Here is a 14930-nt window from a genome sequence, read left to right as displayed (position 1 = left end):
TTTCAAACCCTTAATGCTATGCTGTTAGACTTCCTTAATTAAAGATAATAACAACGTTTATTAAGTTATAACACGAGATTAGATTCAAAAACAGGCAAACACCTTAAACGCTGCTTGCCTGTTTTTTTATATTTAATACAGTTAACTATTACTTAGCCAACTCTATTTTAACAACAGATACAGTGGTATCTGGTGCTAATTGAGGCACATCGATTAATAATTCTCGAGAGGTTGTAAGTGCATTTAATTCTGTATTAGGGTCTGTTAATAAAGTCGCTTTTTTAACTTTGATATCTTTATTTAATTTTAAAAGACCATCTTTTGGCCACTCGAAAACATGAGCATAAATTACACCATCTTTTTGAGTATAACGTCCCCATTTTGGTTTCTCGTACGGACTTGCAGTCGCGCCATAAATCGCTTCACCGTTTTTCTTAGTCCATTGTCCCATAGCATCTAATCTGCGAATACTTTGCGCAGGGAATCGTCCGTAACCATCAGGTCCAATATTTAATAAAAAATTTCCTCCTTTAGATACGATGTCGACTAATTTTTCGATTAAATCTTCACTACTTTTCCAATTCACATCGTCTGGTTTATATCCCCAAGTTCCATTCATGGTCATACACGCTTCCCAATCTGAATCGATTCCTGTATCAGGAATTTCTTGTTCTGGTGTACCGAAATCTCCTGCAAACTGACCTGGTTTATTATTCATTCCGTCCATACCAGTTCGCCCCTTATCTACTCTGTTATTCACAATAGTATTTGGTTGAATATCACGAATGTATTTGTAAAGGTCTTTCCCCATTTCTGTAGTATAATCTGAAATCCAATCTCCATCAAACCAAACTACTCCAATATCGCCGTAATTTTTTAATAATTCACCCACTTGAGGCTTCATATAGTTTTCGTAATATTTTGGGAATTCTGGATTTACAACAGACGGATCATCATGCTGAGAAATGTTGTAATTTGGATATAAATTACCCTGTGCTTGTGGGTGATGCCAGTCTACGATTGAATAGTATAAACAAAATTTAATGCCTTGTTTTTTACAAGCTTCTGCTAATTCTTTAACAATATCACGCTTAAACGGTGCGGTATCCATTATATCGTAATCTGATACTTTTGAATCCCATAATGCGAATCCTTCATGGTGCTTAGATGTCAATACAATATATTTCATCCCAGCATTTTTCGCCATAGTTACCCATGCATCTGCATCGAACAACTGTGGGTTGAACATTTCAGGATATTTTTCATATTCTTCAATAGTGTAGTCTAGCTTATCCATGGCCCATTCTGCACCACCCCCAGCAATTTTACTCCCGCGTTCTCCTCCAATAATAGAGTAAGCTCCCCAGTGAATAAACATACCAAATTTAGAATCTCTCCACCATTCCATACGCTCGTCGTCCGATAACTTCTTCTTCGAGCTTGCTTGTGCCAAAACTGGCCCCATGTTTAACATGACGATTACCACCAGTAAGCACATGTTCCTTAACGTTTTCATTTTCATTCTTTTTATTTTTAAGTTAATTAATTTGTTTTTATTGTAATTGTCTTTTCAGACTGGTTTCTCATAACTACAAGCTCCATTTCATCTGTAGTATTTTCTACATTTATTTTGAAAAAATCTTGAATGGTCTTCACTGGTTTTCCATCTGCTTGAAGGATGACATCTCCTTTTTTAATCCCGTTATTTTTAACAGCAGGACTTGCATTCCAGATTCTTAACACGATAACACCTTCTGCAGAATTTAATCCGTAAGCCGATTGTTCTTGAGGTGAATCTACAGATTTTAAATTGTTTCTTAACCATGCAACCACAGGACTACTTGTGTCTTCTGAAGCAGCCTTCAATATAGGAACTTCAGGTGTTTTCGCCAATGCTTTTAATGGTTCTTTCTGTACTCCAAATTCATCCATTGGAAAGTTTTTAAATCCAATTTTTAATGCTGGCGAATTTGCTTTCACTCTAAAATCTAATTGCTCTGGATTTTCAAACAATGGGTCACCATAAGCACTATGTAAATCTCTGTTGTAAATTTGAGACTTCATCATCGCTGCTTCATTCGGAAATAAATTATAATCTAACTCTTTTCCCCAACCTTGTAATCCAACATCTTGATACGTGTTCATTACAATATTGTGTTTAAAAACATCTTCACTGTTTGCAAACCAAACATGCGGGTGTAGCGAGTTATTAACCATGATATTGTTTTCGGCTACACGATTAAATCCTTCACGAAGTTTAAGTCCGTTATTAAGCATTAAATTATTGTAGATATGATAGTTTGAAGAGCCATCGTCTAAATCGATATCCCAACCGTGATCACAACGAAAACGGTTATTTCTTATAATTGTAGTTTTAACAGCATCCCAAGTATACATATCTGGAATTTGAGTCGTGATGCTATCCATAATTTGGCGTTTAGGATGCCAAAAACGATCCCGTCCCCAAGAATTAAACGACCCGTGATCGTGCGTTTCTAAAACCGTATTAAACACGTCGTTAAATTCTAAAACATGTCCACCCCAAGTACCATCTCCAATATTAATTCCAGCTCTAGGTACATCGTATATACTATTATGACTCACAGTAATATCCATAGCCATCGCTATTTCTACACCTGCAGTTTGCTTTTCAATTCTACCAATACGGTGAATTAAATTATCTTCAACAATACAATCTCTTGGATATAATTCGTTTTTTGGGCCAGAAGCAGTATCCATATCTTTTAAATCTACAAACTCTCCATAATTAAAAGACGGCGAGCGTACCGCAGAAGGATCACCTACAAAAGATATAGCACTTGCCCCATTTTCGTAAATATGATTTCCTTTTACTACAAGACCCGAATTGTATTTGCTTACCATAATTACATTTCCGCCTAAATTGGTAAACTCATTATCTAAAACACTACAATTTTTTGTGCCTTCAAAAAACACAACCCCACCGCGGTAAATAGACCAATCGCTTCTTAATAATGGTTCGTAAGTTTCCATAAACGTACGTGTTGTATGTTTAAATATTAATCCGCTAATAGTAATATCTTTCACTGGGTTTTCTAAAGTTCCCACTACTTGAATTAAGTCTTTTAATACTGCCACTTCAACTTTTGCATCATTTAAATTATGATGCCCTGAAGTAGGCCAATAGTATAATTTATGCGTTTTGACATTTAAAAACCACTCGCCAGGACTGTCTAGTTCTTCGAAAACATTCTCTACCATTCTAAACTCATCGTGCGGTTTAGAGCCTCTATTATTTTGGTGTCCACCTTTTAAGATAGCCGTTCCGTCGTCGTTGACTCCAGTGATTTCGAAATGAAATCCACCCCATTTTCCGTTATGTAAGGCATGAAAATAAGCACCTTCGGGTTGATTCCATGTTGCTATACGTTCTTTAGAAATTGCATCAGGAGCTGAACCATTCCAATACTGCGCATTTTCATCGTAATTAGGATAACGTGCAAGAATTTGAGGTTCGTTATTTATGATTAACTGATCGAAATTTAAACTAGAATCCACATCGGCAACTTGAATGTTCTCATTGAATGCTTTCCACTGTAACTCTAAAGGCTGAGATCCTTTTAAAGTAACTTTTGCATCAGTATCTGCAGTAATTGTTAACCCGTTTAATTCTGGAGTAATCTGAATCGCTTTTTCTAGATAATAATCGCCAGTTTCTAAATGAATTGCAATTGGTAGTTCTGGGTTTAAACGTCTTAATTCGTACGCATTTTGTACTGCTGCTTCTAAATTCTGAAACGGGAATTCTTGTGTTCCGCTAGGTATGTCTACTTGCGTTTTAGACACATATATCACTTTAAGTTCTGATTCGGACTCACACGAACTTAACATACACATACAGCATAAAAATGTAAAAAATTGAAAATATTTCATAAAACGTCTTGGATTAAATTGTTGGTTCTCCCTTTAAATAGCCTAGAGATTCTAAAAACAAATCGGCTTCATACACTGTTTCTTTATAATATTTCTCACTATCCTTTTTGCCTTTATTAAAAAACCCATGTGGTAGGCCTTCATACAAATGAAGATCGCAACGTCCACCTACGGCTTCAATTTTAGCTTTAAATTCTTCCATAGTACCTTGTGGAATATGTTTATCGTTTGTGCCTTGAAAAATAATTGTTGCTGGCACATCTTTATATACATTGTGCATGGGTGAAATTTCAGTGTAGCGATCTCCAACACGCTCATAACCATAACCACCAGGACCATTATCTATAACCGGATTAAAAAGTATTAATGCTTTTGCCTTAGCACTAACATTAAGATCTTCACCCGCTTCGTCTAATCCAGGAAGCATAGATGTTGCTGCAGCTAAATGTCCGCCAGCAGATCCTCCTGCTACAATAATTTTGTTTTTATTAATGTTATAAGTTTTTGCATGTGTTTTTAAAAAACGCATAGCAGATTTCGCATCTTTAACGGCATCAAACGGCGTGGTTTCATGTTTCTTTTCTACTCTATAATCTACCAATACAGTACACATTCCTCGAGAAGCAAAATATTTGGCTTGTGGTTCGAATTGTGTTATGGTTCCCCCTTTCCAACCTCCGCCAAAAAAGAACACCAATGTGGGATACTTTTTCCTTTTTTTAAAACCATTTGGCTTATACAAATCCATAGTTAAAGTATCGCCATCTATAATTTTATACACCACACGTTCTGGATTTGGGTGATCTAAAAGCACCTCTTGTGCTACAGCTGTATCTACAACTGCCATAAAAACACAAAATATAATTACTACTAATCGCATGGGTTTATTCTTATCTATTTAATTTCCACATTATATCCGGCTGGATATGTTTTCGCTTTTCCTTTTTTCAGTTTGATTTTCACGGGTTGATTAGCGGAATAATAATACGTACCATTTTCCAACTTTAAAGTAGCAGTTACTGTTGCTCCTTCCGATTCAATACTGTAATTTCCGTGCGTTAAAGTTGTTCCTTCTCCTAAGTATAAGTATTCAAAAATCCCATTTTTTTCTGAAACCACGCCCAAGGTTCCTTTAAATGTCATCCCTTTTTCAGGTTGAAATGCTTTATTAGAATCTATAGCACTACAGATAATTTGTGTACTGTTTTTCGATTCTATTTTCAAAGCCGCTAAATCAACAAACTGCCCCACTTTAGATATATTGTGAATTGATTTTTGTCCGGTTTCGTAAGATTCAAACACTGAAACAAACGGGTGACTTTTAGCATTTATCCCATTCTGACGTACAATTAGTGTTGGTGTAGTTTGTGGACTTTTATTAATTTGTCCAGGCGTAATATCTTCACGTAATGTGGTTGGTGGCGCATCTACCACATACAGCTCACGGTTATCTTGCCCTTGCATCCACATATTTACATGCAATTCTGGTGATACCGTATTAATATCCCAAGTCGCATTAAAATCTGATGTATACTTTATCTTTCTTTGATTTTTAAAGAAACTATAATTCTTGTTGTATTCAGTACCTAAATCATTTACAGATTTCACCTCTAACGGTTTCTGTTCTGCACTTGTAAGTCTAACTTGGTGACCTAAATTATGATGAATATAATCGTTGTTATCTTGATCTGATCTAAACACATCTACATAATACCCCGTAGTTTCTGAAGTGCGAATCATAGCCACAACACGACGTTTTTCGTCTGCTGAAACATCTGCAAAAGATACCTGTTCTGAAGTGACTTCGGTATTATAAAAACCATCTTCTACTGTTTTAGGATCCATGGCATTTATAGTAATCTCGCCTTTTTTATATCCTGGAACTATGGTGTTAGAACCCGTGATTCCACGATGATATCCTGCATCTGGCGACCAATACGATTCGTAAGCCGAAGCATCTGGCGCAAGAGCCCAACCTTTACCGTAAAATTGCATAGCTAATCCGTTTTCGGCTAAATGCGACTGATAGCGTCCGCCATATAATGTGAACATTAAGCCGTTGTCTTCGTCGTTTCCATTTCTTAAAATCATATGTCTATGAAATTTTGAATACGCCGATCTGTGGTAAGGTAATTCACTACCCGATTCTGGTAGAGCCTGATTAAAAATAATATCTTGCCAGTTGGATTTATTTCTGTTGTACTGTCCGTTTTCTATGTTTTTCTTGATGACTGTAGCCATGGTTTTCGCCGTTATATCATCACCTTTCCAAGTCGAATAGGTTAATAACGATTCGAAAGCCGACATATTAAAAGCGCCACCACGCATATCTCCAAACACCACTAAATTCCCACGGGCATCTAACCAACCTAAATTCGCTAGCGCTGCTTTTTCAATAATTGGATTTCCGGCTAAGGTATTCACACTAGATTTATACAATTGTAATCCCATTTCTAATACTGTAGGAATCATTCCCGACGCATAGCCTGGTGATTCTGGCCATAAGCCTGTTTCAGTATCATAATTTGCCATTATTTCTGGTAAACCTGCATAATGCTCACCCGATTTTTCTGTGTAAAACGGAATGTAATATTCACGACCTTTACCATCGTCATAAAAATCGTTAGACTCTAAAACCAACATACTTCCTATGATGTTTTTATAACGGTTTACATTCCAGTTTCCTTTTTTACCACCACGAACCAATCCGATTTCTATAAAGCGCTTAAACACTTCACTCGACACATCGACTGTGGTTTTATTAATTTCCTTTAAATGTTTATGCGGATTCGCTTTTAAGTAATCGTAAAGAAAATCGTAGGTCGCCGCCATAGGAATTTGTCTATCGTCGTGAATCACTTCGTAATCATAATACCCCATAATTCCGCCGGGCTCGTAGCCTCCAGAACCTTTAGTTGATTGTTCGGGATCTAAAGGCGGATTCATATAATAGGTTCCTAAGATCCAAGTCCAATATATATCTGCCGAAAACTTAGCATACTTCTCTTCTTGCGTCATATAATAGGCGAAAGCTGATTTTTCTGCCAGTTTTAATATTTCCATATTATTGGCACGAATCATATGACCTGTTTCTTTATACGGAATTTTCACAGGTGTTTTATCGGCTTTAGAACGACTAATCCCTAACATATCTCCCGATTCGTTATACGGAATTCTGTCCTCTAAAGGCACATTTACATAATCGTTCCATTTACGCATACCCGGTAAACGAACGGTTGGCATAGGCGCATTTCCTTCACCATAATCCCAATCTTGCCCTTTAATATAACATTGTGTATAGCGCTCGCCATCTTTCCAGTACATCGCCAATCGCGATACAATCCATTCTGGATCTGTAGTGTGACGATCTACATATGGCGTAATCTCCTCGACAAGCGTATTAAACGATGCTTTTGCCCAATCTTCTGTTTCTATTTTCTGCTTTAAAGCAGTTCTATCACTAGTCTTTGCAAACAAACGTGGATGTTCCGTCGCTTGTTGCGATTGCACTGTTACGGTATTAAAACAGAAGGTTATAGCTAAGGTTAATAAGATTGAAAATCTCATGAAATTATTTTTTATTTATCGATTTAATGTAAGGGTACAGTTTCTATATCTGGATTGTTTTTCGCTTCCAAATATTTCTGTAATATTTTCTGATCTAATTCCGAACTGTCTCCGTATTGTGCTCTAAGATCTGCCAATTGTTTTTTAAGTTTTACAACCACATCGGCATACGCAGGATCGTCTTCAACATTCTTCATTTCGTTCGGATCTTTTTTACGGTCGTATAATTCCCATTCGTCTACATCGTAGTAAAAATGAATCAACTTATATTCTTGGGTAATAATCGCATAATGTCTTTTTACCATATGAATTCCTGGATATTCGTAATAATGGTAGTATACCGCATCTCTAGTCCATTCTTGATCGTTTCCTAATAACAATGGAATTAAACTTTCCCCTTGCATATCTGAAGGTGCTTCAACTTGTGCTGCTTCTAAAATGGTTTGTGCAAAATCTAAATTTTGTACCATTTCAGTATTTGTTGTTCCTGGCGTAATAACGTTTGGCCATTTAATAAGCAATGGTGTTTTAAAGGATTCGTCGTACACAAAACGCTTATCGAACCAACCGTGTTCTCCTAAATAAAACCCTTGGTCTGATGTGTAAACAATGATGGTGTTTTCGTCTAAGCCTGTCTCTTCTAAATAGTCCAATAAACGTCCCACGTTTTCATCAACCGAAGCAATACATCCTAAATAGTCTTGCATATAACGTTGGTAACGCCATTTCATTAATTCGGTTTCATTCATATTTGGATAGTTTTCCTTGAACTCTTCCATCATAGGTCTGTAAACCGAATCCCATACCGCACGTTGTTCCGGATTCATACGTCCAACTTCACGTTCAAACGCTTCTAAATCCCAACCCGACTTATCTGGAATGCCTAGTTCTGCCATCATTTCTGGATATAGTTTAGAATCTCCAGCCCAGTTCATATGTTCTAACAAATTCATTTCTGCCGTTTTTGCTGCTGTGCCACGCCCTTCATAGTCATCAAATAAGGTTTCTGGCTCCACAAATGTCTTTTTAGTGTATTCTTTAAAATGTCTTGGCGCTGGCAACCATTCTCTGTGTGGCGCTTTTTGCATGGAGAACAACATAAACGGTTTATTTTCGTCGCGTCTGTTTTGTAACCAATCTAAAGTCATGTCCATAATAATATCGGTAACATAACCTTCTACGGTAATTTTTCCGTCGTTGGTATTAAAATCTGGATTATAATATTGTCCTTGACCTGGAAGAATTTTAAACTCGTCTATCCCTTTTGGATTGTTTCCGAAGTGTAATTTTCCAAACATCGCGGTTTGATAGCCTGCTTCTTGAAGTAATTGAGGGAAGGTCATCTGCGACTCATCAAACGGAAATACATTATCCACCTTCCCGTGAATATGCGTATGTTTTCCTGTTAAAATAGTTGCTCTTGAAGGCGCACAAATGGAATTTGAGACACAGGCATTGGTAAATAAAATACCTTCGTCTGCAATACGGTCTATATTTGGTGTCTGAATTAAATGGTCGCTATACGCGCTAATGGCTTGATAGGCGTGGTCATCGGACATCAAAAATATGATATTGGGACGTTCTTTAGGCAGAGTCTTTATTTCCTTTTTAACCTCTGGTTGTTGTTCTTCTTTAGATTTACATCCTAGAATGCTTAAACACAAGCAAACTACAACGTATTTTAACATGCTAACTTTATTTTTCATGACCTTTAGCGTTTATTCTTTAGTAATGTGCATAGCAAAACCATTATTACTGTCTATGCTTATATTTAATTCTGATTGGTTTGTGATATCTTTCTCTTCAATCTTCACTTGAGTTCTGGTGTTTACAGTCTCATCGTCTGTATACACTTTCGCCTTATAAGATGCTCCTTCCTCTAAGAATGAAAAATCGAGAGTCACATCATGTGGTGTAACACCATTTATTCCGCCAACAAACCAATCGTTACCTTTTCTACGTGCTATAATTCCTAATTCTCCAATATCTGCTCGTAACACTTTAGTTTCGTCCCAAGTGGTTGGTACGGCGTTAAAAAATTCTAATTCTGGTTCGTTACCAATAGTACGCGTATCTCCCCAAAGGCCATCGTCTTTAATTGGTGCTGATGGCGCTTTATCGTACCAGTATAAAAATTGTAGTGGACTAAAAATACAAACCGTTTTAGCCAATTGCGAGGCATGCGACCCCATTTTATCTACACGACTGTTATAATAACACACCGTATTATCTGCGGCACCTGCTAAACTTCGGGTAAACATAGTAATTAAAGTATGTGCGTTTGGCACCGTTTCCTCATCGCCACGAATCCCTTCTTGAGTTAACAAATTAGGATACGTTCTAGAAAATCCTGTTGGTCTGTATTCATCATGAATATCTAATACCATTTCGTATTCTGCGGCTTTTTTTACGGCCTTGTGCATCCAAGCGGTTGCATCTTGGTCGCCCACACGAACAAAACCATATTTTATACCAGACACACCCCATTTTTTTAATACAGGTAAGACCTCGTCTAATTTATTTTCTAAAGCGCGACGGTTAACATATAGCATAACTTTCACGCCTTTTTCTGTAGCATATTTTGTAATAGCTTCAATATCAAAAGGCCCTTTAGAGCGTTTCGGGTCTAAAGTAATGGTTGTCGCATCAGAGGCATTATCCATTTCATTACCATACCAACCGGCATCAAAATGCACATATTGCATATTATGACTTGCTACAAAATCGATAGCTGCCATACCGCCTTGCGTTGTTAAGGTTGTTTCACGAAGTACTTTTCCAGGTGTAATCCAAGAATCGTCTGCTATTTCTGATGGCGGATTTAAATTCTGAATTAAATAATTATGTTCTAATAATTCGCCATGACTGTTCCCCATCATTACCACGCGCCAAGGCGATTGAAATGGCAAGGTTTTATGCACTTTAGCGCCATCATTTTTGCGTTCGGAAATAACAGCTCCTGTAATAGTATCTTGTTTTTGTTCGCCCATTTTACCATCAAGGGTGGATACAATACTATACGGCGATGTTGTGCCTTTATTAAAACTCATTCGTGCATAATCTACCAAACGGGCTTCTGCCAATGCTATTTTAACCGTATCGTTTATCTCAATTACTAACGGACGTTCGGCACCTTCTTGCAAGGCTGAAATTGGAATTTTTCTATACTCGCCTTGAGCCGTTAAGACGCCTTTTTCACGTTTTGGGGTAGACCACAGCTCGTAATCCTTATCGAAATTATAATGCATGTTTTCATTTAAACCAATTTCGGTAAGGTTACCTTGTTCAGGAATTTCGTAAGCTAAAGCCACACCTTCATTATAAGCTCTTGCAATGATATTCACTTTTGCATCGCCTTGTTTTAAATATATTTTTATCTGATTGTAATGGTCTGGAATCGTACTTAACTCATTAAATCTAGAGGTCCACGTTGTATTTACTGAAGTTGTTTCAATATTTTCAACCGTAATCGTTCCTGTGAAATTTAATTCTTCAGACATTAGTTCTAATACCGAACTTTGAATGACTTCGTTCTGATTGTAAAATACAGAAAAAGAGACATCGTTGTTATTTTCTCCTTCAAGAAACACCATCTTTTTACTTGCATCTGGAGACATCACTGCAATCACCTCTTTTTTTGAGCAACTGCTAGCCACGATACATAGCGTAAAAAGAATTATTAATTTAAGTTGAATAGGTTTCATTGGTTATTGAAATTTATAGTTTGTTTGAGTCGTAATTGGTATTTATTGTACGTTTAGTTTGTTTCTTCTTGTCTCACCCATACATGACTGCCGTCTAACAGCGCTTTATATTCCGATTTAAATTCTGTTTTCATCGTATTAAAAATCTCTGGTTTTTGAGCTGAAATATCTTCAGATTCTGCAATGTCATTTTTCAAATTAAACAACACGAAATCTGTGAGTTTAGCGCGTTTAATTTCTTCAATATTTCCGTCGTATAAATTATGAAGATTAGGTAAGGTTTCGCCATCTAATTCTATACGCGCCATAATTTTATAATCGCCTTTACGCATGGCTACACGACGGTCGTTAATAGCATCATAAAATGCCCATGTTAAAGGTTTTTCGCGTTCAAAATTTCCCGATTTTAAAAGTGGCACAAAAGACTCGCCATCTAATTTTCGGTTTGGTAATTCTGCGCCTGCTAATTCTGCAAATGTTGGTAAAAAATCTAAGGCAGATACTACGGCATCGCTTGTTCCAGAAAAAGTATCTTTTCCTATCCATTTTACAATACCTGGAACTCTAAACCCAGCTTCGTTGGTCCATAATTTCATACCTTTTAAAGGTCCTGGTCTCCCGTAAGATTTTTTAGCACGCTCGTATCTCATAAAGGTTTCTGGACCGTTATCTGAGCTAAACACGATTAAAGTATTGGTGATATTATGAGTTTCAAAATACTCTAATAATCGACCTACGGCTAAATCTACATTTTCTACATTAGCAAAAAATTCGGCCTCTTCATGATTTTTGGCTTTAGGTAAGTATTTCTGAACTAAATCTTCTGGTGAGGCAATAGGCTCATGAGGTTCGTGAAACGCAACTTCTAAGAAAAATGGTTTATTGGTATCTCTTTTATCTAACCAAGACATGGCTTCGCTTACAATAATTTGACTACTAAAACCTTCTATTTCACCGACTTCTTCGCCGTTTCTCACAAAATTTCTTGGGTTTTTATGACTTGGCGCTGCATTATTGTGTGTTGCCATCCAATAATCGAAACCAAAATCGTTTGGTTGTGGCTGTGCGTCTGAATTAAATTGAGACGAACAATGCCATTTCCCCACTAAACAGGTTTCGTAACCTACAGATTTTAATACTTGAGGAATAGTCACTTCTTCGGCACGTAAGTGTACCAAATCTCTATTATCTGCACTTTTTTTATAGCCCGGAATAAAATCATAAATACCGGCTCTATTAGGACTTCTACCTGTTAACAAGCCTGCGCGCGAAGATGAACACACCGGTGCCGTTGCATAGAAATCTGTAAGTTTAATTCCTGTTTCAGCTAATTTGTCCAGGTTATGCGTTTCAATTACAGGATGCCCGAAAGCCGCCAAATCGCCATACCCTAAATCGTCGCACAGTAATACTACAATGTTAGGTTGCCCTAATGTGCTAACTGCTGCAGAAGACTCGCTTTTTTCAACACCTTGAATTTTTCTAGCTTTACATCCTCCTAAAACACTACATAATACTAATGTTAATAAGATTAAAATTCTTCTTTTCATTTATTTTTATTTTGCTGATTTAAAAAAATCGTTAAAAAACACCAATTGATATTTTATAGAATTACTCCAATACGCATTGGTATGACCGCCGGGACGTTCTATATAATCATGAGGAATATTACGCTCTAATAATTTTTTATGAAGTCTTACATTGGCATCATAAAAAAAATCATCTACGCCACAATCAAATAGTATTTTAAGGTCTTTAGCTGTTAATAAGTGTGTCAGGTTAATTACAGAATTATTTTCCCAATGTTCTGGATACTCTGCATAAGTTCCTAAACGTTTAGAAATATCCCAATTATTAGGAAACGGTCTTAAATCTACACCACCACTCATACTCGCTGTTGCTCCCCAAACATCTTGATGTTTAAAAGCTAAATACAAAGCCCCATGTCCGCCCATACTATAACCTGAAATCGCTCTACTTTCTTTAGACGCTGCTGTATTATAAGTGGCATCTATTTTTGAAACTAATTCTTTTGAAACATAGGTTTCGTAATTCATTTTAGAATCTACAGGACTATCAAAATACCAACTGGTTTTCTCGACATCTGGACATACAATAATAACATTATATGTATCGGCATATGTTTTAATAGCTGGTGCTTTACCTAACCATGCTTTATGATCTCCACCTGCGCCATGTAATAAATACACGACATTATAAGCTCCGCCGTTTTTAGAATAATTATCTGGTGTAATCACTACATTTTTGATAGTCTTATTCATAGACTGACTAAAAACCATAAGCGTATCGATTTGCGATGCAAATACATTGCAGGACAGAAACAATAGGATTATGTAAACTAGCTTTTTACTCATTGTACGATATATTTTATCTTATTTTTTAAGCATGATATCTTCTAACTCCTCTAAAGTTTTTCCTTTAGTTTCTGGCATCATGAACGCTACAAATAACAATTGGAATATCATCATTACAGCGAACACTAGAAAAACAGCTCCACCACCTACTAATTTTAATAAGAATGGAAATAATGATGGAATAAGCGCAGCTAAAATCCAGTGTACAGAGCTTCCGAAAGCTTGACCAGAAGCACGTAAGTGGTTAGGGAAAATTTCTGAAATAAACACCCATATTACTGCACCTTGCCCAACAGCGTGAGCTGCAATAAATAGAAATAAGAAAAAAGGAACAGCCATACCCGACCATTCTAATAAGAATGCTGCCGCTAATAGACCAAGTGAAACTATATAGCCTAAAGAACCAATATACATTAACGTTTTTCTTCCTAATTTATCAATTAAGAACACGCCTAGTAATGTAAATACAAGATTGGTTACACCTAATCCGATACTATTTAATAATGCCGAACTTTCTCCTAATCCTGCTGCTTCAAAAATTCGAGGCGCATAATATAACACCGCATTAATTCCTGAAAACTGGTTGAAAAATGCGATAAAAAACGCCAGCATTAACGGGAATCTGTATTTTTTTATGAATATCGTTTCCGACTTATCACTATTTTCTGAATGCGAGTTAAACTCACGAACCTGAGCATCTATATCTGAATCTGGATCTATTGTTTTTAATACGTCTCTTGCCTCTGCTTCTCTTGATTGTGATAATAACCAACGTGGACTTTTCGGTAATTTTAAAGCGAATAAAATATATAAAACTGCAGGAATAGCTTCTACTCCTAACATCCATCGCCATGCATTCTCACCAATATCACTTAATAGGTAATTTGATAAATACGCTATCATAATACCAAAAACAATATTGAACTGGTACATCGCCACCAAACGACCACGATCTTTAGCAGGTGCAATTTCAGAAATATATGCAGGTGCTGCAATGGTAGATGCTCCTACTCCTAAACCTCCAATAAAGCGTGCAAAAGCAAACACATAGGGATCATTAGATAACGCCGAACCTATGGCCGAAACAGCAAACAAAATTCCAATAACAATTAATGTATTTTTTCGTCCGTATTTATTTGTTGGAAGACCTCCAAATATAGCACCGACAACGGTTCCCCAAAGTGCCATACCCATAACTACAGCACCATGAAAAGCTTCAGACGAGCCCCATAAGGCTTGTAATTTTTTATCGGCACCAGATATAACAACCACATCAAATCCGAATAAGAATCCGGCAAGTGCTGCGGTAATAGACCATAACATTATTTTTTTGTTCATATTTTTAGGTATTAGGCTAGGCAATTTGCCTTTT

At 36.7% G+C, this 14930-nt stretch carries 9 protein-coding genes; all 9 read right to left on the bottom strand.

All coding sequences use genetic code 11. From position 1 onward, the window contains the following. Positions 1-148: 148 nt before the first annotated feature. The 9 genes from BN863_RS05230 to BN863_RS05190 are packed head-to-tail and all read right to left on the bottom strand — an operon-like array spanning position 149 to position 14896. Positions 149-1516 (bottom strand): alpha-L-fucosidase, encoded by a 1368-nt coding sequence (locus tag BN863_RS05230; RefSeq protein WP_038528210.1) that lies wholly within the window; start codon positions 1514-1516, stop codon positions 149-151. Between the two features lie 26 nt (positions 1517-1542). Continuing rightward, complete coding sequence (locus BN863_RS05225; protein WP_206778065.1) at positions 1543-3912, bottom strand: PDZ domain-containing protein; 2370 nt, start codon at positions 3910-3912, stop codon at positions 1543-1545. 13 nt (positions 3913-3925) lie between these two features. Beyond that, positions 3926-4792 carry an alpha/beta hydrolase gene (locus tag BN863_RS05220; RefSeq protein ID WP_038528206.1) on the bottom strand — a complete coding sequence of 289 codons (867 nt, stop codon included), beginning with the start codon at positions 4790-4792 and terminating at the stop codon, positions 3926-3928. A gap of 14 nt (positions 4793-4806) precedes the next feature. Further along, a complete protein-coding gene (locus BN863_RS05215; protein WP_051774524.1) occupies positions 4807-7479 on the bottom strand; it encodes a hypothetical protein in 2673 nt (890 codons plus the stop codon). A 23-nt stretch (positions 7480-7502) separates the two neighbouring features. Further along, the gene (locus BN863_RS05210; protein ID WP_038528203.1) at positions 7503-9185 is read right to left on the bottom strand and encodes a sulfatase family protein; all 1683 of its coding nucleotides are present in this window, start codon (positions 9183-9185) and stop codon (positions 7503-7505) included. Positions 9186-9197: 12 nt separating this feature from the next. Continuing rightward, a complete protein-coding gene (locus BN863_RS05205) occupies positions 9198-11183 on the bottom strand; it encodes a glycoside hydrolase family 97 protein (protein WP_038528201.1) in 1986 nt (661 codons plus the stop codon). Positions 11184-11236: 53 nt separating this feature from the next. Further along, the gene (locus BN863_RS05200; protein ID WP_084817473.1) at positions 11237-12733 is read right to left on the bottom strand and encodes a sulfatase-like hydrolase/transferase; all 1497 of its coding nucleotides are present in this window, start codon (positions 12731-12733) and stop codon (positions 11237-11239) included. Between the two features lie 6 nt (positions 12734-12739). Then, a complete protein-coding gene (locus BN863_RS05195) occupies positions 12740-13558 on the bottom strand; it encodes an alpha/beta hydrolase (RefSeq protein ID WP_038528197.1) in 819 nt (272 codons plus the stop codon). Positions 13559-13576: 18 nt separating this feature from the next. After that, on the bottom strand, positions 13577-14896 hold the full coding sequence (locus BN863_RS05190; RefSeq protein WP_038528193.1) for a sugar porter family MFS transporter: 1320 nt from the start codon (positions 14894-14896) through the stop codon (positions 13577-13579). Positions 14897-14930: the final 34 nt, after the last annotated feature.

Origin of the sequence: Formosa agariphila KMM 3901, assembly GCF_000723205.1 — a bacterium.
Taxonomy (GTDB): domain Bacteria; phylum Bacteroidota; class Bacteroidia; order Flavobacteriales; family Flavobacteriaceae; genus Formosa; species Formosa agariphila.
Note: the sequence above shows the minus strand (reverse complement) of the source record. Positions and strands in the feature narration are given on the sequence as shown.

Bases quoted from the DNA above. Each gene is read 5' to 3' on its own strand.
- BN863_RS05190 (WP_038528193.1), bottom strand. From the start codon at position 14,896: ATGAACAAAAAAATAATGTTATGGTCTATTACCGCAGCACTTGCCGGA.
- BN863_RS05195 (WP_038528197.1), bottom strand. From the start codon at position 13,558: ATGAGTAAAAAGCTAGTTTACATAATCCTATTGTTTCTGTCCTGCAAT.
- BN863_RS05220 (WP_038528206.1), bottom strand. From the start codon at position 4,792: ATGCGATTAGTAGTAATTATATTTTGTGTTTTTATGGCAGTTGTAGAT.
- BN863_RS05230 (WP_038528210.1), bottom strand. From the start codon at position 1,516: ATGAAAACGTTAAGGAACATGTGCTTACTGGTGGTAATCGTCATGTTA.
- BN863_RS05225 (WP_206778065.1), bottom strand. From the start codon at position 3,912: ATGAAATATTTTCAATTTTTTACATTTTTATGCTGTATGTGTATGTTA.
- BN863_RS05210 (WP_038528203.1), bottom strand. From the start codon at position 9,185: ATGAAAAATAAAGTTAGCATGTTAAAATACGTTGTAGTTTGCTTGTGT.
- BN863_RS05200 (WP_084817473.1), bottom strand. From the start codon at position 12,733: ATGAAAAGAAGAATTTTAATCTTATTAACATTAGTATTATGTAGTGTT.
- BN863_RS05205 (WP_038528201.1), bottom strand. From the start codon at position 11,183: ATGAAACCTATTCAACTTAAATTAATAATTCTTTTTACGCTATGTATC.
- BN863_RS05215 (WP_051774524.1), bottom strand. From the start codon at position 7,479: ATGAGATTTTCAATCTTATTAACCTTAGCTATAACCTTCTGTTTTAAT.